Below are 21,508 nucleotides of genomic sequence, written 5' to 3'. Positions count from 1 at the left end.
GTTTTCACCCTCAGCAGGGAGCCGGGCATGCTCAGACAAACCATTCTTCTGGCGGAAGCCACCGCGCGCCAGATCGTCCAGCGGGCGATGGGCATCATCAGCCATTCCGTCAACGTGATGGACAGCAACGGCGTGATCATCGCCTCCGGCAATCCGCAGCGTCTGTTTCAGCGCCATGAGGGCGCGGTGCTGGCGTTGGCGGAGAATCGGGTGGTAGAGATCGATCGCGCCACCGCCGAGCATCTGAAAGGGGTGCGGCCCGGCATCAACCTGCCGTTCAGCTTTCGTAACCAGCGAGTGGGAGTGATCGGCATTTCCGGCGAGCCGGCCGAGGTGCGCGCCTACGCCGAGCTGGTCAAGATGGCGGCGGAGATGATGGTGGAGCAGGCGGCGCTGCTGGATCAGCATCAGTGGGAAAAGCGCTACCGGGAAGAGCTGGCGAACCAGCTGCTGCAGCCGCAGCCGAACACGGCATCGCTGGAAGCGATGGCGGCGTATCTGGGATTGGACCTGCGCCAGGCGCGCATCGTGTGGATCGTCGAACTGCAAGAGGCGCAGCCGCACCTGCTGCGCGAACTGTTGGCGGAGCTGGAGGCCACCCAGCGCGATGCGTTGATCGCCATTACCGGCTTCAATGAAATGACCCTGCTGCGCCCGGCCTGCATGGCGCAAGGTGAGTGGAGCCTGAAGCTGGAGCGCCAACAGGCGCAGCGTCTGCAAAACCAGCTTAAACACCGTTTTCGGGTGCGGCTGATCGTCGGCGGTTTCTACGACGATCCGCAAAGCGCCTACCGCTCCAGCCTGACGGCGCGCGCCACCCAGGCAATGGCGCAGCGCCTGAAACTGCGTCACGCCACGCTGTTCTACCACGACTATCCGTTGCCGTCGCTGCTGTGCGATCTGGGAGAGGACTGGCGCGCGCAAGAGCTGGGGCGCCCCTGGCGGAAGCTGGGCGAACAGGATGAAAAAGGCGTGCTGCGCGCCACGCTGCGCCACTATTTTTCGCAGAATTGTGATCAGACGCAGGCCGCCGCGCAGCTGCATATTCACGTCAATACCCTGCGCTATCGCCTGCAGCGCATCGAAGCCATAACCGGCATGAAAATCAATCAATTAACCGACTCTCTGCGGTTGTATATCGGCATGCTGATGCACGACTGAGTTGTGCCAACCCACAAATTCCGCGCCGTTCCCCCGGCGATTTTTTGTTGTTTTCCCTCAGGTCAACGCCGGGCGCGCGGGATATGTTGGCCTGCACATCAACCACGGAGAAAACAACAATGACAACCGTATCCACTCTGGGGGCGCTGGTGGCGTTAGCCGTCGCCATCGTCCTGATTCTACGCAAGGTGCCGCCGGCTTACGGCATGATCGCCGGCGCACTGGCGGGCGGGCTGTGCGGCGGCGCCGATCTGGTGCAGACCGTGACGCTGATGATCGGTGGGGCGCAGGGCATCACCAACGCCGTGATGCGCATTCTGGCGGCGGGGGTGCTGGCCGGGGTGCTGATCGAATCCGGCGCGGCGCACACCATCGCCGAAACTATCGTGCGCAAGGTGGGCGAAACCCGCGCGCTGCTGGCGCTGGCGGTAGCTACACTGATCCTGACGGCGGTGGGGGTGTTTATCGACGTGGCGGTGATCACCGTCGCGCCGATCGCCCTGTCGATCGCCCAGAAGGCCGGCATTTCACGCGCGGCGATCCTGCTGGCGATGATCGGCGGCGGCAAGGCCGGCAACGTGATGTCGCCCAACCCGAACACCATCGCGGCGGCGGACAATTTCCACGTGCCGCTCACCTCGGTGATGATGGCCGGCATCGTGCCGGGGCTGTGCGGCCTGGTGGTGGCCTATCTGCTGGCGCGCCGCCTGAGCGATAAAGGCAGCAAGGTGATGGCCGAAGAGCTGACTCAGCATGCCGAAGGGGCGCGGCCGGGCTTCGCGGCGGCGATCAGCGCGCCACTGGTGGCGATCCTGCTGCTGTCGCTGCGGCCGATCGCCGGGATCGCCGTCGATCCGCTGATCGCGTTGCCGGCCGGCGGTTTGGCGGGCGCGCTGTTGATGGGGCGCATTCGCCAGTGCAATCAGTTCATGGTCTCCGGCCTGTCGCGCATGGCGCCGGTGGCGATCATGCTGCTCGGCACCGGCACATTGGCGGGCATTATCGCCAACTCGGCGCTGAAGGATGTCCTGATTAACGGTTTGACGCATACCGGGCTGCCGGCCTGGCTGCTGGCGCCGCTGTCCGGCGCGCTGATGTCGATGGCGACCGCGTCGACCACCGCCGGCACCGCCGTCGCCTCCGGGGTGTTCAGCTCCACGCTGCTGGAACTGGGGGTGAGCGGGCTGGCCGGCGCGGCGATGATCCACGCGGGCGCCACGGTGCTGGATCACCTGCCGCACGGCAGTTTCTTCCACGCCACCGGCGGCAGCGTCAATATGGCGGTGCACGAGCGGCTCAAGCTGTTGCCGTATGAAACGCTGGTGGGGTTCACCATTGCAGCAATCTCGGCGCTGATGTTTGGCGTATTTAACCTGGCGGGATAAGGAACAGTGATGAAAACGCTGAAAAAAGTGGTTATTGCTCCGGATTCTTTCAAAGAGAGCCTGAGCGCGCTCGGCGTCGCCGACGCCATCGAGCGGGGATTCCGTCAGATTTATCCGCAGGCGCACTACGTGAAGCTGCCGATGGCGGATGGCGGTGAAGGGACGGTGGAGTCGATGGTGGCGGCCACCGGCGGCGAAATCGTCCAGGTGACGGTCACCGGGCCGCTGGGGGAGCCGGTGCAGGGATTCTATGGCCTGCTGGGCGATGGCGAAACCGCGGTGATTGAAATGGCCGCCGCTTCCGGGCTGCATCTGGCGCCGCCCGATCGGCGCGATCCGCGCATCACCACCAGTTACGGCACCGGCGAACTGATGTTGGCGGCGTTGGATCGCGGCGTAAAGGCGATCGTTCTCGGCATCGGCGGCAGCGCCACCAACGACGGCGGCGCCGGGATGATGCAGGCGCTGGGCGTTAAACTGCTGGATAAGGATCGTCGCCCGCTGCCGGTGGGCGGCGCGGCGCTGGCGCAGCTGGCGCACCTCGATCTCGCAGGGCTGGATATGCGCTGGCAACGGGTGAGCGTGACCGCCGCCTGCGACGTCGATAACCCGCTGTGCGGCGAAAAGGGCGCGTCGGCGGTATTCGGGCCGCAGAAGGGGGCGACGCCAGAGATGGTGGCGCAGCTCGATGCGGCGCTGCATCACTACGGCGAGCTGCTGGAACGGGAAACCGGCCGTGCCGTGCTGGCCCAGCCAGGGGCGGGCGCGGCGGGCGGCATGGGGGCGGCGCTGCTCGGCATGCTCGACGCGCGCTTGCGGCCGGGCATCGAGATCGTTACTGAAACCCTGCGCCTGGATGAGGCGGTGCGCGATGCAGATTTGGTGATCACCGGAGAAGGGCGGCTGGATAGCCAGTCGATCCACGGCAAAACGCCGATCGGCGTGGCGCGGGTGGCCAAGCGTTATGGCGTGCCGGTGATCGCCATCGCCGGCAGCCTGACGCCGGATTATTCGGTGGTGCATCAACACGGCATCGATGCGGCGTTTTCGGTGCTCGATCGCATTGTGACGCTGGAAGAAGCGCTGGCGGGCGCCGATCGCAATCTGCAGGTGACGGCGCGCAACGTGGCGGCGGTATGGCAGCTGGCGCAGGGAAGAAGCCCACAGGCATAGCCTGTTGCTGTTATCGGTTTCGATGCAGGACTTTTCCGTTACAATAGCCGGCATTAATGGCTGCTGACATCCCGACCCAGAACGGAATGCCGGCCGGAAAGGAAATGAGGGGAACTGAGATGAAGCAAGAGAAACACGGCGTATTGCTGGTGAACCTGGGCACGCCAGATGCGCCGACCTCGTCGGCGGTCAAACGCTATCTGAAGGAATTCCTCAGTGACGATCGCGTGGTCGACACGGCGCCGCTGATCTGGTGGCCGATCCTCAACGGCGCGATCCTGCCGATCCGCTCGCCGCGCGTGGCGAAACTCTATCAGTCGGTGTGGATGGAAGAGGGCTCGCCACTGTTGGTGTACAGCCGCCGCCAACAGCGGGCGCTGGCGGCGCGCATGCCGAATACGCCGGTGGAGCTGGGCATGAGCTACGGTTCGCCAAGCCTGGCGGAAGCCATCGACAAGCTGCTGGCGCAGGGCGTGACCAACCTGGTGGTGCTGCCGCTCTATCCGCAATATTCCTGTTCCACCAGCGCGGCGGTATGGGATGGCGTGGCGCGGGTGCTGAAAGGCTATCGCCGCTTGCCTTCTGTGGCCTTCATTCGCGATTACGCCGAACACCCGGCCTATATCGCCGCGCTGCAGCAAAGCGTGGAGCGCTCGTTCGCCGAGCACGGCCAGCCGGACCGGCTGGTGTTGTCGTTCCACGGCATCCCCAAGCGCTATGCGCGGCTCGGTGACGACTACCCGCAGCGCTGCGAGGATACGCTGCGTGCGCTGAGCGCCACGCTGCCGCTGGCGCCGGAGCGGGTGATGATGACGTACCAGTCGCGCTTCGGCCGCGAGCCGTGGCTGACGCCGTACACCGATGAAACCCTGAAGGGATTGCCGGCGCAGGGCGTGAAGCACATTCAACTGATTTGCCCCGGCTTCTCGGCAGACTGCCTGGAAACGCTGGAAGAGATCAAAGAGCAGAACCGCGAGATCTTCCTCAAGGCCGGCGGCGAGAAGTTTGAATATATCTCGGCGCTGAACGACGAGCCGGCGCATATCGACATGATGCAGCAGCTGGTGGCGCAGCGTCTGTAATCATCCATAATCTGTCTATTTAGGTGCATCGTGATCGGGCGGGGATGTGTTAACATTCTCCGCTTGTTAAACCGTCACCACCGCCAATCACATGAAATTTCCTGGTAAACGCAAGTCCAAACACTATTTTCCGGTGAGCGCCCGCGATCCGCTTCTGCAGCAGGTCCAGCCCGAAAGTGAAATCAGCACCTCGTATATTGTCGGCATCGACCAGACGCTGGTGGATATCGAGGCAAAAGTGGACGATGCTTTTGTCCAGCGTTACGGCCTGAGCCTGGGCCACTCTTTGGTGATCGAAGACGACGTCGCCGAGGCGCTGTATCAGGAATTGAATGAAAACAACCTGGTCACCCATCAGTTCGCCGGCGGCACCATCGGCAATACCATGCACAACTATTCGGTGCTGGCGGACGACCGTTCGGTGCTGCTCGGCGTGATGTGCAGCAACGTGAAAATCGGCAGCTACGCCTACCGTTATCTGTGCAATACCTCCAGCCGCACCGATCTTAACTATTTGCAGGGCGTTGATGGCGCCATCGGCCGCTGTTTCACGCTGATCGGCGAAAGCGGCGAGCGCACCTTCGCCATCAACCCCGGCCAGATGAACCAGCTGCGCCCGGAAAGCATTCCTGAAGAGGTGATCGCCGGCGCGTCGGCGCTGGTGCTGAGTTCTTACCTGGTGCGCTGCAAGGAAGGGGAGCCGATAAAGGACGCTACCCTGCAGGCGATCGAGTACGCCAAAAAACACGATGTGCCGGTGGTGCTGACCCTGGGTACCAAGTACGTCATTGCCGACAACCCGCAGTGGTGGCGCGACTTCCTGAAGGAAAATGTGACGATTCTGGCGATGAACGAAGACGAAGCGCTGGAGCTGACCGGGCTGAGCGATCCGCTGACCGCCTCGGACATGGCGCTGGAGTGGGTGGATCTGGTGCTGTGCACCGCCGGGCCGAATGGCCTGTATATGGCGGGCTACACCGAAGAAGCCAATAAGCGCCAGACCCAGCACCCGCTGCTGCCGGGGCATATCGCCGAGTTCAACCGCTACGAGTTCAGTCGCGCCATGCGCCGCGAGCACTGTGAAAATCCGCTGCGCGTTTATTCGCATATCGCGCCGTATATGGGCGGGCCGGAGAAGATCATGAACACCAACGGCGCCGGCGACGGCGCGCTGTCGGCGTTGCTGCACGATATCGCCGCCAACGGCTATCACCGCCACAACGTGCCGAACTCCAGCAAGCATGTGCGCAGTTACCTGACCTACTCCTCCCTGGCGCAGGTGTGCAAATACGCCAACCGCGTCAGCTACCAGGTGTTGAACCAGCATTCGCCACGCCTCACGCGCGGCCTGCCGGAGCGGGAAGACAGCCTGGAAGAGTCCTACTGGGAGCGTTAACCCGCTGAAAAAGAAAAGGTCCGGCATGCCGGACCTTTTTTTATGCGCGGTGCCTCAGATCGGGCAGCCGCCCATTTTTTCTTCTTCGCTCAGGGTGTCCAGCTGCAGGATGTTCAGCATGCTGTTGGCGATCTCGCGTTCGCCCATTACCACCTGATTGGCGCCGCGATCGGTGATGTAGGCCACTTCATCGTCGTAGTGGGCGCGGGCGATGATCTCGATGTTCGGCCGCTTGGTGCGCGCCGAGGCGACGATCTCACCGGCCTCGTAGCCATTCGGGATGGTCAGCAGCAGCCAGCGCGCGCAGTCGAGCCTAGCCAGATCCATCACTTCCGGATTGGCGGCGTTGCCCAGCACCGTCTTGATACCCTGTTCGCGCAACGCTTCCACCCGCGGGCGGGAGTTCTCGATCACCACCAGCGGGATGCCTGCTTCGGCCAGTTTGCCGCCCAGCAGGCTGCCGACGCGGCCGTAGCCGACCACCAGCGCGTGATTGCACATATCCACCGGGATCTGTTTCTCTTCTTCCACCGCCTCTTCGAGGATTTGCTCTTCGATGGTTTCGGTTTTGGCCAGATAGCGTTCCAGCAGAGTGAACAACAGCGGGTTGAGCATGATGGACAGAATGGCGCCGGCCAGCACCAGATTGCGGCCGTGCTCCGACATCATGCCGAGCGCGATGCCGAGGCCCGCCAAAATAAAGGCGAACTCGCCGATCTGCGCCAGGCTGGCGGAAATGGTCAGCGCGGTGCGCTTGGAGTGACCGAACATTTTCACCAGCAGGAACGCGGCGGCGGATTTGCCGAACACGATGATCGCCAGCGTCGCCAGCACCGCCAGCGGTTCGTTAATCACGATCATCGGATCGAACAGCATGCCAACCGAGACGAAGAACAGCACCGCGAACGCGTCGCGCAGCGGCAGAGTGTCGTGCGCCGCGCGGTGGCTCAGCTCGGACTCATTCAGCACCATGCCGGCGAAGAAGGCGCCCAGCGCAAAGGAGACGTCGAACAGCTTCACCGCGCCGTAGGCGATGCCGAGCGCCAGCGCCAATACCGCCAGGGTGAACAGCTCGCGCGAGCCGGTGCTGGCGGTTTTCGACAGGATCCACGGCACCAGGCGGCGGCCGACCACGATCATCAGCGCGATGAAGGCGATGACTTTACCGATGGTCAGCGCCAGCTCCATCAGCAACTGGCTGCTGCTGGCATTGTCATTGCCCAGCATATTGCCGAAGGCCGGCAGCAATACCAGCGTCAGCACCATCGCCAAATCTTCGACGATCAGCCAGCCGATGGCGATTTGCCCGCGCTGGCTGTCGATCAGTTGCCGTTCCTCCAGGGCGCGCAGCAGCACCACGGTGCTGGCGGTGGAGAGGCAGAGGCCGAACACCAGACCGGAGATCAGATCCCAGCCGAGCAGCTTGGACAGCCCCATGCCGAGCAGGGTAGCGACGGCTATCTGCGCCACGGCGCCGGGAATGGCGATAGATTTTACTGCGAGGAGGTCTTTCAAAGAGAAGTGCAGGCCAACACCGAACATCAACAGGATAACGCCGATTTCCGCCAGTTCCGGCGCCAGTGAGGTGTCGGCGACGAAACCGGGGGTGAACGGGCCGGCGAGCACCCCTGCGGCCAGATACCCCACCAGAGGGGAGATGCGCAGGCGGTTCGCCAGCATGCCGAGGAGGAAGGCGAGTACTAACCCTCCGACGATGGTGGTGATGAGCGGTGTTGAATTATGCATCCATACTCCTTCTGGCTATGCATCGCGGCACGGGAGAAACGCAACAAAGTTACGAAAAGATACATTTAGTTTATTGCATTTGTTCGCGGCTTGCTTGGCTAATTTGGCCTTTTTTGTAAAAAAGCAGAGGATTTCACTTAAGGCATGGCAATGAGGGGGTTTTGTGGCAGATAAACCAAATAACATTGATTTATCCGTAGGATAACCCGGATGAATAAATAATTTCATCCGGGCAGACAGCGGGGTTATTGCGCTTTATGCTCCATATTGGGCAGTAGCGCGGTAATAATGCCGATCAGTGGCAGGAAAGCACAGATTTGGTAGACCAGTTCGATACTGGTCAAATCGGCGACATAACCAAGAACTGCCGCACCTAACCCGCCCATACCGAAAGCAAAACCGAAGAATAAGCCGGAAACCATGCCCACTTTACCGGGGATCAGCTCCTGAGCGTAGACCAGAATGGCGGAGAACGCCGAGGCGAGAATAACCCCGATGATCACCGTCAAAATGCCGGTCCAATAGAGGGATGCATAGGGTAAAACAAGGGTAAACGGCGCAGCGCCGAGAATAGAGCCCCAAATTACGTATTTACGCCCTATCTTGTCGCCAAGAGGCCCGCCGATAATGGTGCCTGCTGCTACCGCAAACAGAAAGGAGAACAGGTGAATTTGGGCATTCTGCACCGAAACGCCGAACTTATGTATCAGATAAAAGGTGTAATAGCTGCTGATGCTGGCCAGATAGAAGTATTTGGAGAAAATCAGCACCAGCAGGATGCCCAGCGAGTAGGCAACGGTACGTTTTGGCAGCGGTTTCAGCAGCGACGGGCTTTTCGGCTGCCCTTTAGTTGCCCGATGCTGATGTTGATACCACTTGCTGACCTGCAGCAACACCACGATCGCCAGCAGCGCCGCCAGCGAGAACCAGGCGACGTTGCCCTTGCCGTAAGGCGCGATGATCAGCGCCGCCAGCAGCGGGCCGAGCGAGCTGCCGAAGTTGCCGCCGACCTGGAACAGCGACTGCGCCAGGCCGTGCCGCCCGCCGGAGGCCATGCGCGCCACGCGCGAGGATTCCGGGTGGAAGACTGATGAGCCGGTGCCCACCAGCGCCGCCGCCAGCAGCACCAGTGGGAAGGTGCTCGCCACCGACAGCAGCAGCAGGCCGGACAGGGTAAAGCCCATGCCGATCGGCAGCGAGTAAGGCTGCGGGTGTTTATCGGTGTAATAGCCGATCAGCGGTTGCAGCAGCGAAGCCGTTAGCTGATAGGTCAGGGTGATCATGCCGATCTGCACGAAGCTGAGATGGAAATCGGCTTGCAGGATCGGGTAAATCGCCAGGATCAGCGACTGGATCATATCGTTGAGCAGGTGAGACACGCTGATGGCGCCGAGGATGGAGAAAGCGGTCCTCTTTACCGTACTGCCCTTGGCGGGCGGCATCGCGCTTTGGCTACTGTCGGTCATATTATTATTAGCCTGATAAGTTGTTGAGCACAGAGATGACATCTTAGGCAGGGCGTTCAATTTTTACCATATCTGAAATAATCAGACTCACATCGCAAAAAATTGAAATCAGCTGTCATTAATTCGCGCTACAATTTCGCCCTCATCATAAAAGCCATTTAATACACGGAGATCCGCCATGCGTTTTTCGCTGAAAACCACCGCATGCGCGTTGGCCGTATCCCTGACGCTGCTGTCGGGGCCGCCAGTGCCTGGGAAAAGGATAAGACCTACGCCATCACCATTCTGCATACCAACGATCATCACGGTCACTTCTGGCAGAACGATCACGGTGAATACGGTCTGGGCGCGCAGAAAACCCTGGTGGACGGCATTCGCCGCGAAGTGGCGGCGCAGGGCGGCAGCCTGCTGTTGCTGTCCGGCGGCGATATCAACACCGGCGTGCCGGAATCGGATCTGCAGGACGCCGAGCCGGACTTCCGCGGCATGAACCTGGTGGGTTACGACGCGATGGCGATCGGCAACCACGAATTCGACAACCCGCTGAGCGTGCTGCGCCAGCAGGAGAAGTGGGCGACCTTCCCGCTCTTGTCCGCCAACATCTACCAGAAAAGCACAGGCCAGCGCCTGTTCAAGCCTTACGCCTTGTTCGACAAACAGGGTATCAAGATTGCCGTGATCGGCCTGACGACCGACGACACCGCCAAGATAGGCAATCCGGAGTACTTCACCGACATGGAGTTCCGCGTGCCGGCGCAGGAAGCGAAGCAGGTGGTGGAGCAACTGCGCAAGGACGAGAAGCCGGACGTGATTATCGCCGCCACCCACATGGGGCACTATGACAACGGCGAACACGGCTCTAACGCGCCGGGCGACGTAGAAATGGCGCGCAGCCTGCCGGCCGGATATCTCGACATGATCGTCGGCGGCCACTCGCAGGATCCGGTGTGCATGGCCGGCGACAACCGCAAACAGGCGGATTATGTGCCGGGCACGCCGTGCTCGCCGGATCGCCAGAACGGCACCTGGATCGTGCAGGCGCACGAGTGGGGCAAATACGTGGGGCGCGCCGACTTCGAATTCCGCAACGGCGAGCTGAAGCTGGTGCATTATCAGCTGATCCCGGTGAACCTGAAGAAGAAAGTGGAGAAAGCGGACGGCACCAGCGAGCGGGTGTACTACACCCGGCAGATTGCGGAAGATCCGGCCATGATGAAGCTGCTTACGCCGTTCCAGGATAAGGGCAAGGCGCAGTTGGACGTGAAGATCGGCAGCGTCAACGGCAAGCTTGAAGGCGACCGCAGCAAGGTGCGCTTCGTGCAGACCAACCTGGCGCGGGTGATGCTGGCCGCGCAGAGGGAGCGCGCCGACGCCGACTTCGCCGTGATGAGCGGCGGCGGGGTGCGCGATTCGATTGAAAGCGGCGATATCACCTACAAGAATGTGCTCAAGGTGCAGCCGTTCGGCAACACCCTGGTGCATGTCGATATGAAAGGCAGCGAGGTTGAGCAGTACCTGGCGGTGGTGGCCAACATGAAGCCGGATTCCGGCGCCTACGCCCAGTTCGCCAACGTCAGCCTGGTGGCGGACGGCAAGGGCGTCAGCGAGGTGAAGATCAACGGCCAGCCGCTGCAGGCGGATAAAACTTACCGCATGGCGACGCTGAACTTCAACGCGCTGGGCGGCGACGGCTATCCGAAGCTGGACGGGCTGCCGAGCTACGTCAACACCGGCTTTATCGACGCCGAGGTGCTGAAGCAATACATCGAGAAACACTCGCCGCTGGATGCGGCGGCTTACGAACCGAAGGGCGAAATCGTGTATCGCTAGAAGCGTCGCGGAACGGCGCTCTCGCTTGTCGCGGGGCGCCGTTCCCGCCGTCGCTTTTCTCCTCTGAATCAACGCCTTTTGTCAGCGTTGCCGTTTTAAACGGCGTCTTACTTTCTTCTCTCCATATACGCCCTCGGCGGGCAGCCCGCCATATTCTTGAAAAAAGTGGCGAAGGCGCTGTCGCTGGAAAACGCCAGCCGACCGGCGACGTCGGATTGGCTCAGCCCTGCGGCCAGCATCTCTATCGCTTTGATCAGGCGCCATTGCTGACGCCATTGTTGATAACCGAGCCCGGTTTCACGGCGGAAAATCCGGCTGATGGTTTTCTCGGAAGCGCCGCTATAGCGCGATAGCTCGTGCAGCGGCGGAAGCATGTCCAGATTGGCCAGATGGCGCAGGCGGCGGTCGCTGGGCAGCGGCAGCAGCGTCAGTTCGCGCGGCGCGGCGGCGATCTCGTCCAGGCAGACCGCCAGAATATTGGCGTAAGGCCCATGCTGCCAGTCGGTGTCGAAGGCGGCGAACGCGATGCGTTCCAACACCTCGCGCAGCAGCGGCGAGGCTGTCAGTACGGCAAGCTGCGCAGGCAGACAGGCATAGCGATCGGCGTCGAGATAAAGCGAACGGTAGCCGACGACGCCGTTGACCTGAACGCGGTGAGCCACCTGCGGCGGGATCCAGGCGACTCTGCCCGGCGGCAGCATACAGATGCTTTGGTTGAGCGTGATGCGCATGCTGCCTTGCTGACAGAACAGCAACTGCCCCCTGTCATGCCAATGCGTGCCCGAGTCGTGCTGCGCCAGTTCGGCTGCGATCCCGAGCACCTCGTTGTCGAGCGTATCCGGATTAAAACTGTCCTGCGCCTGAAGCCACGCCATAGTCTGTCCGATTTTGTAAATTTATTGTCTTTTATATTGTAATCGGCGATGGGACCAGATGCTACCTTGTGCAGCCTATTCTTGGCTACAGGATCTGTTATGCAACGTAAACTGACGCTGACGTTGGCGACGTCGATGATGATGTTTCCCCAGGTGGTGGAGACCATCTATAGCCCGGCATTGACGCATATTGCGCACGGTTTCCGGGTCAGTGCGGAGATGGCGGCGCAAACGCTCTCTTGCTACTTTTTCGCCTTTGCGCTGGGCGTGGTGGTATGGGGGCGGATGTGCGACGTCATCGGACGCCGTCCCACCATTTTGGCCGGGCTGACGCTCTATCTGCTGGCTTCTCTCGTTGCGCTGTTCAGCGGCAGCTTCAGCGTGCTGCTGGCCGCGCGGGTGCTGGCCGCCTTTGGCGCGGCGGTCGGTTCGGTCGGGACGCAAACGGCGATTCGCGATCGCTTCGACGGTTATGAATTGGCGCGGGTGTTCTCGGTGATGGGGATCGCCATGGCGATCAGCCCGGCGGTTGGCGTGTTGAGCGGCGCAGTGCTGACTCACTATTGGGGCTATCAGGGGGTGTTCGGCGGTTTGGCGCTGTTGGCGGCGCTGTTGCTGGGCTATGCCGGTTGGCAACTGCCGGAGACGCGTCCGCAACAGGTGGTGAAGAATTCATTTTTCGGCACGCTGGGACGGATGGTCAAGGACGGGGATATTTGGCTCAGCGCGCTGTTGGTGGCGTTGTTCAATATTTGCATGTTCAGCTATTACCAGCTGGCGCCATTCCACTTCTCGGCGTTGGCGCTGCCGGCGCAGTGGTTCGGTTATACCGGTTTGGTGTTGGCGGCCGGGGTGGGCATCGGCGCGGCGATCAACAAGTTTTTGATCGGTAAGCACTGGTTGTTCCCCGCACTGTTGATGCTGGCCTGCGGATTATCGCTGATCGGCGGCCTGCTGGTACTGCTGCTGGAAGGGAGCTTGTGGTTCGTTCTGCCGATGATGCTGGTGGTGATGGCGTACGGCATCGCCATTCCCAATATTCTGGCGCGCGCGCTGCGCCATTATAAAGACTGCATGGGCACCGCCGGCGCCATCCTTGGCCTGATGTATTACCTGATGCTCGGCGGTGGCTTGGTGTTGGCGGGGCTTTCGCAGCACCTGGGCGCCGTGCTGTCGCTCTGCAGCCTCTGCGTGCTGCTGTTGGCGTGGCGGGTGGTGCACAACGAGCGTCGTCTGGCGATGCCTGAGAGTGAAAACGCCTGACGGCTATATGCTGGCTGGTTCACTCAGGTGGCCTGCCAGCAACTGGTGAATGCCGGCTATCACGGCGTCGCGCTGCGTGGTGATATACATATGTCCGCCGGCAAAAGTGCGCTGCTGAAAATCGCCTTGCGCGATCCGGCGCCAGTCGAGCAAATCCTGCCGATCGATCAGCTCGTCGTTTTCACCATAAAACATCGCCAGCGGGGCGGGGTAACCCGGCTGCTCAGGAAAAAGCAATTGGCTGGACAGCATCAGATCGGCACGGATCAGCGGCAGATAGTAATCGAGCAGCGCGCTGTCGCCGATGAGCGACGCATCCAGACCCTCGCCGGCACATAGCGCGTTCAACAAAGCGGCACGCGGCATTCTCAGCAACGCACTGTGGCGCGCCAGGAAGGGCGATGAACTGGCGGAAATGATCAACTGCAGCGGCGGCTGAGGCAGCGCTGTCGCTAACGCCAGCGCAACCCGTCCGCCAAGACTGTGGCCGAAAAAGATCAGCGGTTTGTCCTGCAGTGGCTGCAGTGCCGGCATCAGTTGATTGATGAGTGATTGGGGGTGACAGAGCGGCGCTTCGTTTGCCCGCTCCTCTCGACCGGGGTATTGCACGGCATAGAGTTCGATGTCCTGATGCAACGAGGGGCTCCACCCCTGAAAGGCAGTGGCGCCGGCGCCGGCATGAGGAAAAGCGATCAGCCGCAGGCTGCCCTGGCGCCCTGGCGTCAGCGGTTTCAAGCTGCGTGGGGCGTTGGGGAAGTGGGTGCAATGCATGGCGAAATCCGTATTTTCAGGAGGCCAAGGAAGCCTGAGCTTCCTTGGCGTTAAGGAACGCATTCAGTTGATGGCGTTCCACAATTCATCGAAGATCGGCGTGAACAGCGTAGATTTCAGATAGTCCGAACCCGATGAACCGCCGGTACCTTTCCGCTGCCCGATAGTACGTTCCACCAGTTTCACATGGCGGTAACGCCACTCCTGCAGCAGTGAATCCAAATCCAGCAGTTGATTGAGCAGCAGCGACTCGCAGCTCGAACGCGTCAGCGATTGCCTGATGATGTCGTCGAAGCCCCGCGCCGCCTGATTGGGCTGGTCATTGAGACGCATCAAATGGCCGCGTATTGCCTGCCATAGTGAAACCGGTTGGATGATAGCCGCCAATCGGCGCTGTGCCTCTTCATCACCCTGATACTGCTGTAGTTTTTTCGGATTTTCCTTGCCGAGCAGCGCTTCTATGCCGGCGAACTGGTAGGATTGAAAACCGCTGGCGGTGCCGAGATAGCTGCGAAAACGCTGGAATTCGTGAAACTTCAGCGTGCAAATCACGGCGATCTGATTCACCACGGTTTGGGTAATGGCATTGACGCGCGTCATCGTTTCGATCGCCGCCGGTATATCTCCTTCTTCGATCTGCGCGATCGCCAGATGAAGCTCATCGATCAGCTGCTTGAACCAGAGCTCGTAGGTTTGATGAGTGATGATAAACAAGTTTTCATTGCGGTGTTCCGCAGACGGCGAGGCTGGCTGTTGCAGCGACAGCAGCTGGTTTAGCTGCAGATAGCTGGCGTAATTCATGATGTCACTTTCCCTGTAGAAAACGAAAATAAGATGGGCCGGCTGGGAAGGGCATCCCCGCTCAGATCCGGCAGTTGAATGGTCAGAAAATAGTGTCCCGCCGTGGCCTGCGCGGGAACCTGAATCAGCTCGGTCACGGAGGCGTATTTGCGCCCTTCTTGCGGCCTGTCGGGGGCCTCAAGCCCCCAAAAACGGCGATGGTTGTCCATGCGTCCGCCGTCGTATAGTCGGTCGATCGACGGAATGTCCACCAACAGATGCTGGACGCCGAGTTCGACGATGCGCGCCAAGGCTTGATGGCTGAAGTAGGGCGCGCAGGACGCGGCGCGGAATTCGCTCGGCGCCTCGATCGCAATCACCAAAGCCTGCAGGTAGTCGCCCGACAACGGCGCCAATGCGTCATCGAGCGCCGCCCGGGTAATCAGCCAGTCTTCGCAGACAGCGCTGGCGTTATAGCTTTCCGCGGTCGCGTCCGCTCGCTGCGGCCTGACGCGAATCAGGGTGGCGGCGATGAACGGTTCAAGCGGCAAATCAGCCACGTTGTGCGTTTCAGGAAGAATATGGCCGATGCATTCGGTGTGCGTACCATGGCAGTGCGGCACCAGGCTGATGCGCTCGGCGTTGCAGACCCCGCCATGACGCACGCTGGCGACGGTATCACCGTAACTCAGCGGCGCCGAGTCGGCGGGGGCCACACCATAAAGGTTGGTTGAGTTATCGGCGAAGTCCAGCCTGGCCGAGAGCCGCAGCGGCTCTCGGTGGTCAAGGTGATGACAACGCCCTTGGTGGTACACCTCAATGCGTTTCATCGGCGACCTCGGCAGTTTTGCTCAAGGCCAGAGCGGTAAGTTCGCGGATCTGGCTGTGCATGATGAATTCGCGGATAGTCAGCGAGACGCCCATCTGTTGACGAATGGCGTGCAGCAGCTGCGGGATCTGCAGTGAATTTCCACCCAGGCTGAAGAAGCTGTCGCAGACGCTGATCTGCGTCTGCGACAATACTTGTTGCCAGATATGCTGCATGGCGCTTTCCGCCTCGTTGGCCGCAGGCGTGTAGTCCGCTTCGGAAGCCGAGTAGCGGGTTTCCGGCGCTGGCAGCCGACGAATGTCGATTTTGTTGTTGTTGGTGAGCGGGAAGGCCGACAGCACCACAAAACCGGACGGGATCATGATATTCGGCAAACGGGCTTTCAGCGCCGTGCGTACCGCTTTTTCATTCAGCTCTTCGCCCGGCGTTAACTGCAGGTAGCTGACGATGCGGGCCTGCTGGCCTTCACCGACAATTAAACTGAGTGACCGCTCGATATTGTCGAGGGACGATAGACTGAGATCGATTTCGCTCAACTCAATACGGTGGCCGCGAATTTTGACCTGGTGATCGTTCCGGCCGAGATACTCCAGCTGCCCCTGTCGATTAAAACGCACAATGTCGCCGGTGCGGTACATATAGCGCTCGGCGCCGAACGCCTGACGCCGTAGAAAGACCTTATCGCTCAGCGTCGGGTTGCGCCAATACCCCGGCGATACCCCTGCGCCGCCCAGCCACAGCTCACCAAATGCGCCGCTTGGCAGCGGGTTGCCGGCCTGATCCATGACCAGAACCTCAGTCTTCTGGATCGGCGTGCCGATACAGTCGCTTGCGCCTTCGTGAGTCAGATCGGCGCAGGTCGACCAGATGGTGGTTTCCGTCGGGCCATACACCTGCAGCACCCGTGTCGCGATGCGTCGCAATTGCGTCAATAGGGCCGCCGGCATCTTCTCGCCGCCGCATAGCACGGTCAGGGGGCGTTGGCTCGCCGCCGGCAGATGGTGGGCGATGGTACTCCAGACGGTAGGTGTCGCTTGAATCACGCTGGGCTGCTGTCGCTCGATAAAGTGATACAGCTTGACCGGATCCATGGCGGTTTCTCGTGGACACAGCGTGACGTGCGCGCCGCCGGCGAGCGAGCAGAAAAGTTCCAACCCAAAAATATCGAAACTGATGCTGGTCAGGCTGAGCACCTTATCGCGCGCGCTCAGCGCCAGCCGTCCGACGAAGTCGTTGGTGAAATTGTTCAGGTTGCCGTGCGTGATCATCACCCCTTTGGGGTTACCGGTTGAGCCTGAGGTGTACATGATGTAGGCCAGCGTATCGTCGGCTGGGATCGGCAACGCGTCGGCCGCTGCAGGATGAGAAACCAGCGAGTCGAAACCGACGGCGGGACTGGCCCAACCTTGCTCTGGCTCACCATCGGTCACCAGCAACCGGGCTTGCGCGTTCTCGATCATGTAGCTCACGCGGTCGGCCGGGTAGTGTACGTCAATCGGCACGTAGTGTTTGCCGGCTCTCAGCACGCCGAGCAGGAGCACGGCGACGTGGCAACTTTTCTCCATCATGACGCCGACCGAGAAAGGCCGGCTGTCGATGCGCAGCAATGCATGCGCGACGCGCTCAGACTGCGCCCACAGCTGACGGTAGCTGTACTGTTGCCGTTCGCAGCTGACGGCGAGGCTGTCAGGCTGAGTATGCGCCAACCGGCCAATGTGCATCAGCAGCGAGTCACGTGAACCTGCGTCGGCGTTGACGGCCAACTGTTGCAGCCAATGTTGTTCCCGTTCGCATAGCGGGTTGAGGGCAAGCTGCGCCGTATTGGCCGGCAGGGTGAGCAGTTGCCGCAGCGTTTGCTGATAGTTGTCCAACAGCATTTGCATGCTGGCGGGATAAAACAGTTCGCTGGCGTAATCGAGCTCGATGGCGACGGCGTCCTGTTCCACACTGAAGTTCCAGGTCATATCGAACATCGAGAAGCCGGACGAAAGCGGCAAGCGATGCAGCGTGCAATCGCGCAGGTTTTGTTGGCATACGTCACCGGCGTTCTGCAGGATAGCCATGATCTGGAATAACGGATTTTTGTTCGACATCCGTTCGTATTCGATCTGGTGCAAGATCCGGTCGAAGGAGAGCTGCTGATGCTGGTAGGCGCCGATGCAGGTTTCCATCATGTTACCGATCAGTCCGGCCAGAGTGTCCTGTTCGCTCAGTCGGATACGCAGCGGTACGGTATTGACGTGGAAGCCGCTGACCTGCGCCTGATCCAGGTTATCCCGCGCTGCGATGGCGGTGCCGATGACGATATCCTGCTGCTGGGTATAACGGCTGAGCAGCAAACTTAATGCCGCGCAGAGCAAGGCGAAAGGCGTGGCGCCCAGCGCTTTGCCTCGTGACGCCAGCAGACCGGCCACGTCAGGCTGCAGCTGATAATGGATGCGCTCTCCGGCGTGCGTCGGCATCAGCGGGCGCGGTTTATCCAGCGGGAAGTCCAGTTCGCGGCAGTCTTGCAGTTGCTGTTGCCAATAAGCGACATCCGCCGGCGCAGGTGACGCGATGCCGCTATTGACGATGTCGATAGTTTGAATCTGCGGTTGCGGTGCGTCCAAGCCGTGGTGATCGTCAAGCTCGTTATAGCGCTGCCACAGATCGTTAAGGATCAGTTGTTCGCTCCAGGCGTCGGTAATAATGTTGTGTTTTACCCAAATCAAAACATGGTGCTGCTGATGATACTGGACCAGCCGAAGCACCAGCGGCGGGCGAGCGGTGATGTCGAAAGGCGTGGCACACAGTTGGCGCACCCACTTTTCTGCCGACAGCGTTTGGCCGTCCACCCAGTGATCGGCAAGGCGAATCGGGGTATGCGGTTCTGCCAACTGATAGGCGACACCGTCGGTTTCGCTGAAACGAGTGCGCAGGCTTTCATGTTTTTCATAAATAAAATTGATCGCCTGCTCAAAGCGCCCCAGATCAAGCGGGCCCTGGATGTCTATCGCCAGCGGCAGGTTGTAACTGCAATCGTCAGGATTCAATGCGCTCAGGTACCAAAGCAGGTTCTGCTGTGGGCTGAGCGGCGCGCGGCGTTCGTCGCAGATCGCGATGGCGCGCTCTGCGGCAACGGCCTTATTCTCGATATATTCGGCCAGTTTGCGCACCGTATTGTGGCGGAACAGATCGGCGATGCTCAGGTGGCAGCAAAGATCGCGTGCGACGAGCGCGACGATTTTGCTCATTGTCAGCGAGTGCGCGCCCAGGTTGATGAACTCCTGGGTGACGTCGGCTTGCGGACAGCCGATCGCGTTGGCCACGATGCGCTCGAGAATGGCCTCCGTTTCGGTTTCCGGCGGCGTCAGGCGCTCATTCCGCTCATCCAGTGGCCAGTTTTCCAACTGTTGGCGGGCGATCTTGCCATTGATGGTCAGCGGCAGCGCCGGCAAGAAAATAAAGACGCTGGGGATCGCGGCGGGGTGGAGCAGTGTGACCAACGCGTGACGCAGCGCGTCGATCGTCAGCTCAGGCGAAGCGGGTTGCACGAAGGCGGCGAGAATTTTGCCCGAGGGCTGGCTGCGAGCGACCACGCAGGCGCTTTCAACCAGTGGATGACTGCGGACGGCGCTTTCCACTTCTCCCATCTCGATGCGCACTCCGCGTATCTTCACCTGGTGATCACGGCGGCCGACGAAAATAATGTTGCCCTGTTCGTCCCATTTGGCGATGTCGCCGGTTCGATAAAGACGCTCTTCGGCCGCCATATACGGCAGCCGACAGATAATGAACTTCTCTGCGCTCAGCGCCTCTTGATGCAGGTAACCGTGCGCCAGGCCGCTGCCGGCGATGCACAGTTCGCCCTCAAAACCGACCGGCAGTGGATTATGGTGGAGATCAAGGATGTGGCAACGGTAGTTTTTCAGCGGTTTGCCAATGCAGTTCCAGGGAACGCCGGGACGATACTCGCACAGCGAAGTGGCAATGGAAGCCTCGGTCGGCCCGTAACCGTTGCACAATCGGGTGCGCTCGGCCCACCAGGCGACGACGTCCGCAGGCGGGGCGTCTCCCATGACGATCATCGTCCGCAGTCCCGGCCACATTTCGCGGGGCAACAATTCCAGAATTGCCGGCGTAATAGTGATATGGCCGATATCGTGTTGAGTCAGATAGTCGTGCAGCGCGCCGACATCGGTATGCAGCTCCGAGGGCGCAAGATAAAGCGTCGCGCCGCTGACTAACGCGCCATAGACGTCCCAGCCGAAGGCGTCGAAACCCAGCGAGGCGATGGCCAGCACGCGGCTGCCTTGCGCCAGTCCAATGAAATCGCGGTGGTTTTGCGCCACGTTGCTCAGGCCTTCACGCCCGATCATGACGCCTTTGGGCTTGCCTGTCGTCCCGGAGGTATAGCAGACGTAAGCCAGAGCGTCTCGCGATTGAGGGAGTTGCTCCGCATGGATGTTCAGCGAACGGTAATCAATGCTTGATGGCGCAATGCACGGCGCGTCGCCGGAGTGCAATGGCGAGTCGGCCAAAATCAGCGCGGGCTGTACGTCGTCAAGAATGCTTTGATTGCGTGCCGCTGGCGCCTGCGGGTCGAGCAGTACATAGGTTTTATTGCTTTTCAGTATCCCCAACAGCACGATCAGCAGCGTCGCTGACTTGTCCATCGAGACGGCGACGACCGAACTGGCGGCGCCGCTGTGTTCAAGCAGCCAACAGGCAAACTGATCCGAGGCGCGATCGATTTCTCCATAGCTGTATGTCTGGCCATCGGCATGCAGCGCGGCCTGTTGCGGATGAGCGGCGGCGGCGTGGCGGAACAAAGCGATGACGTCGTGCGCCAGGAGCTCGGCATCGTCGGTTGCGTTGAATTGGCTCAGGCGATGTAACGTTTGAGGTTGAGTAACAATGGGCGCGGCGACGGGATCGGCCGGATCTGCCAATAGCGCGTCAAGATAGTCGGTGAACGCGTTGAAACGCATGTCGTCGCCATACAGGGTAAGCTGAGTGCCGTCACCGCAAGCCGCTACGTCGACCATCACTCGTGGCTGGGCGTAGCGTCCCTGTTTGAGCGCGCCGGTTTCATTAAAGAAGAAATGTTGCAGCTGTGCGGGGGACGTGATGTCCGCTACCGGCACCGTATGGAAGTCGGCGCCGGGTTGCCAGGTGAGATGGCAGAGATCGCTGCCGCAACGTCCCTGCATCTGATCGCCAAGACGTTCCATCAGCAATGCAGTCAATTCGCGCATGCGCGTCGGTGATTCGGCATAGTATTTACGCGCCAAGCGGTAGGGAAGTTCTTGTACCGGCGGTATACCGCCACGCGACAGCTCGACCACAATGTCGACAAGCCTTTCCTGCAGCAGGGGAAGTTGGGCGTCAGCGGCCATATCCGACAGCGCATCGCACAGATAAGCGGCCTGGCCGGCGGAGCTAAAGTACAGAGAAAAGTGTTCTTGGTTTTGCAGGGTGTCAATGTCGTTAATATTTTTTTTATTGGTTGCGAGCGTCAGCAGATTTTTTCCCTGCTGTTGCAGTCGTCGTATTGTTTCAGCGTTATTTTCAGTGGTGATAATAAGGTCGAGCTTTTCGGTTGGACGGTGTTCGAGACTGATAAAGCTAACCTGATGGCCGTATTCCCGGATTTCGTCGGTTAATAATTTACCGCAGGCACTGTCGCCGAAATAGCCAATATGAAGTAATTCCATTTTTGCTTCCTGAGAATAATGGTTTCCCTTGCGGAATATCAAAGGTGCTGGATTT

Annotated in this window: 13 protein-coding genes and 1 pseudogene; 7 read left to right on the top strand and 7 right to left on the bottom strand. The window is 60.4% G+C overall.

Annotated features, from left to right (window positions below):
• The first annotated feature begins 27 nt into the window (after positions 1–27).
• The 5 genes from JL05_RS23035 to JL05_RS23015 all read left to right on the top strand — a co-directional run bounded on the left by JL05_RS23035 (position 28) and on the right by JL05_RS23015 (position 6,197).
• Positions 28–1,161, top strand: coding sequence for a sugar diacid recognition domain-containing protein (locus JL05_RS23035; RefSeq protein WP_033633984.1), 1,134 nt, complete (start codon positions 28–30; stop codon positions 1,159–1,161).
• Between the two features lie 119 nt (positions 1,162–1,280).
• The gene (locus JL05_RS23030; RefSeq protein WP_015376868.1) at positions 1,281–2,546 is read left to right on the top strand and encodes a GntP family permease; all 1,266 of its coding nucleotides are present in this window, start codon (positions 1,281–1,283) and stop codon (positions 2,544–2,546) included.
• Between the two features lie 9 nt (positions 2,547–2,555).
• Positions 2,556–3,719 carry a glycerate kinase gene (locus JL05_RS23025; RefSeq protein WP_033633983.1) on the top strand — a complete coding sequence of 388 codons (1,164 nt, stop codon included), beginning with the start codon at positions 2,556–2,558 and terminating at the stop codon, positions 3,717–3,719.
• A 119-nt stretch (positions 3,720–3,838) separates the two neighbouring features.
• Positions 3,839–4,801, top strand: a complete 963-nt coding sequence (gene hemH / locus JL05_RS23020; RefSeq protein WP_004940253.1) for a ferrochelatase — start codon at positions 3,839–3,841, stop codon at positions 4,799–4,801.
• A 91-nt stretch (positions 4,802–4,892) separates the two neighbouring features.
• Positions 4,893–6,197: an inosine/guanosine kinase gene (locus JL05_RS23015; RefSeq protein WP_033633982.1), complete on the top strand. Its 1,305-nt coding sequence runs from the start codon at positions 4,893–4,895 to the stop codon at positions 6,195–6,197.
• Between the two features lie 54 nt (positions 6,198–6,251).
• Here the strand turns inward: JL05_RS23015 and ybaL are convergent, their stop codons facing one another.
• Together ybaL and JL05_RS23005 are read right to left on the bottom strand one after the other, a co-directional pair.
• On the bottom strand, positions 6,252–7,943 hold the full coding sequence (gene ybaL, locus JL05_RS23010) for a YbaL family putative K(+) efflux transporter (protein ID WP_033633981.1): 1,692 nt from the start codon (positions 7,941–7,943) through the stop codon (positions 6,252–6,254).
• Between the two features lie 245 nt (positions 7,944–8,188).
• Complete coding sequence (locus JL05_RS23005; protein ID WP_033633979.1) at positions 8,189–9,409, bottom strand: MFS transporter; 1,221 nt, start codon at positions 9,407–9,409, stop codon at positions 8,189–8,191.
• A 178-nt stretch (positions 9,410–9,587) separates the two neighbouring features.
• On the opposite strand from JL05_RS23005, the pseudogene ushA reads away from it, so the two are divergent.
• Positions 9,588–11,239 (top strand): annotated as a pseudogene (gene ushA, locus JL05_RS23000) (bifunctional UDP-sugar hydrolase/5'-nucleotidase UshA).
• Positions 11,240–11,346: 107 nt separating this feature from the next.
• Here ushA and JL05_RS22995 read toward each other — a convergent pair.
• Positions 11,347–12,114, bottom strand: coding sequence for an AraC family transcriptional regulator (locus tag JL05_RS22995; RefSeq protein WP_033633978.1), 768 nt, complete (start codon positions 12,112–12,114; stop codon positions 11,347–11,349).
• 99 nt (positions 12,115–12,213) lie between these two features.
• Here JL05_RS22995 and JL05_RS22990 point away from each other — a divergent pair, with 99 nt between their 5' ends.
• A complete protein-coding gene (locus JL05_RS22990; RefSeq protein ID WP_033633977.1) occupies positions 12,214–13,377 on the top strand; it encodes a multidrug effflux MFS transporter in 1,164 nt (387 codons plus the stop codon).
• 3 nt (positions 13,378–13,380) lie between these two features.
• On the opposite strand, the gene JL05_RS22985 is transcribed toward JL05_RS22990, so the two are convergent.
• The 4 genes from JL05_RS22985 to JL05_RS22970 form a co-directional block, all read right to left on the bottom strand.
• Positions 13,381–14,148, bottom strand: coding sequence for a thioesterase II family protein (locus JL05_RS22985; RefSeq protein WP_033633976.1), 768 nt, complete (start codon positions 14,146–14,148; stop codon positions 13,381–13,383).
• 63 nt (positions 14,149–14,211) lie between these two features.
• Positions 14,212–14,949 (bottom strand): tryptophan 2,3-dioxygenase family protein, encoded by a 738-nt coding sequence (locus JL05_RS22980; protein ID WP_033633975.1) that lies wholly within the window; start codon positions 14,947–14,949, stop codon positions 14,212–14,214.
• Positions 14,946–15,758 carry a cyclase family protein gene (locus JL05_RS22975; RefSeq protein ID WP_048322355.1) on the bottom strand — a complete coding sequence of 271 codons (813 nt, stop codon included), beginning with the start codon at positions 15,756–15,758 and terminating at the stop codon, positions 14,946–14,948. The genes JL05_RS22980 and JL05_RS22975 overlap by 4 nt, the downstream gene beginning before the upstream one ends.
• Positions 15,745–21,453, bottom strand: coding sequence for a non-ribosomal peptide synthetase (locus JL05_RS22970; RefSeq protein WP_033633972.1), 5,709 nt, complete (start codon positions 21,451–21,453; stop codon positions 15,745–15,747). The genes JL05_RS22975 and JL05_RS22970 overlap by 14 nt, the downstream gene beginning before the upstream one ends.
• Between the last annotated feature and the right edge of the window lie 55 nt (positions 21,454–21,508).

Origin of the sequence: Serratia nematodiphila DZ0503SBS1 (assembly GCF_000738675.1) — a bacterium.
Lineage (GTDB): Bacteria > Pseudomonadota > Gammaproteobacteria > Enterobacterales > Enterobacteriaceae > Serratia > Serratia nematodiphila.
The sequence above is the reverse complement of the archived record's forward strand: the minus strand, read 5'-3'. Positions and strand labels throughout refer to the sequence as shown.